We start from the raw sequence: 1,140 nt of genomic DNA on the forward strand, positions 1-1,140 counted from the left end.
CGCGGGCCCGGGAGTCCCGGGACCCGCGCCGCCGACCGGCCGGGGAGGTCGGTCAGGAGATCTCGATCGACTCGATCACGACGTCCTCGGTCGGGCGGTCCATCGCACCGGTACGGGTGGTGGCGATGGCGTCGACGACCTTGCGGGAGTCCTCGTCGGCGACCTTGCCGAAGATGGTGTGGCGGTTGTTCAGGTGCGGCGTGGGGCCGACCGTGATGAAGAACTGCGATCCGTTGGTGCCCGGTCCGGCGTTGGCCATGGCCAGCAGGTAGGGCTCGGAGAACTGCAGCTCCGGGTGGAACTCGTCCTTGAACTGGTAACCCGGGCCGCCGCGGCCGGTGCCCGTGGGGTCGCCGCCCTGGATCATGAAGCCGGAGATGACGCGGTGGAAGATGGAGCCGTCGTAGAACGGGCCGGTCTTCTCCCCCTTGGCGTTGGCCTGGGAGTGCTCCTTGGAGCCGTCGGCCAGCCCGACGAAGTTCTGCACGGTCTCCGGGGCGTGGTTGCCGTACAGCTCGACGACGATGTCGCCCCGGTTGGTGTGGATGGTTGCCTTCTGCGTTGCGATGCTCACGTGTCCCATCCTGCCACGATGGTGGAACCGATGTCGGCGAGGTGGTGGTCGGTGTCCGAGCGCTGTGCCACCATCGTCACATGAGCACACGAAGCGATCGCGCCGCCCACCGCAAGGCCGTCAAGCAGGCGGACAAGGACCTGAACAAGGCTGGGACCGCCGCGCGCAAGGCGTTCGACCTCAAGGACCCGCGGTTCCTCGGCGAGGCCGCCGTCGCCGCCACCCGGGGCCCCGTCGGGCTCGCCCTCTTCGGAGCAAGCCGCGGCATCCAGGTGCTCCGTGAGCGCCGCGCGGAGCAGGCGGAGATCCTCGGTGACCTCGCGGCCGACGCCCGCCAGCACGCCGACTCCCTGCGCGAGAAGACCTCCGCCCTCGCCACGCCGCAGGAGAAGCGCAGCCCGCTGCGTCGCTTCGCGCCGCTGTGGATCGTGGGACTCGTCGGCGGTGCCGCCGTCGTCGGCGCCACCGCGTACTTCCTGCGCGACCCGGGTTCGCCCGCTCCCTCCTCCCCGCCGGCGCCCAAGCCCACCCCGGCTCCGCCGCGGACGCCCACGCCGGCCGAGGCG

The 1,140-nt window shown here is 71.3% G+C and carries 2 protein-coding genes; one reads left to right on the forward strand and one right to left on the reverse strand.

Annotated elements, in window-relative coordinates; translation table 11 throughout:
- Positions 1-52: 52 nt before the first annotated feature.
- Positions 53-583 (reverse strand): peptidylprolyl isomerase, encoded by a 531-nt coding sequence (locus HMPREF3086_RS12870; protein WP_168169096.1) that lies wholly within the window; start codon positions 581-583, stop codon positions 53-55.
- Between the two features lie 71 nt (positions 584-654).
- On the opposite strand from HMPREF3086_RS12870, the gene HMPREF3086_RS12875 reads away from it, so the two are divergent.
- Positions 655-1,140: hypothetical protein (locus HMPREF3086_RS12875; RefSeq protein ID WP_070722261.1), on the forward strand; the 486-nt coding region annotated here is incomplete at its 3' end.

The organism is Dietzia sp. HMSC21D01 (assembly GCF_001815995.1).
GTDB classification, from domain to species: domain Bacteria; phylum Actinomycetota; class Actinomycetes; order Mycobacteriales; family Mycobacteriaceae; genus Dietzia; species Dietzia cinnamea.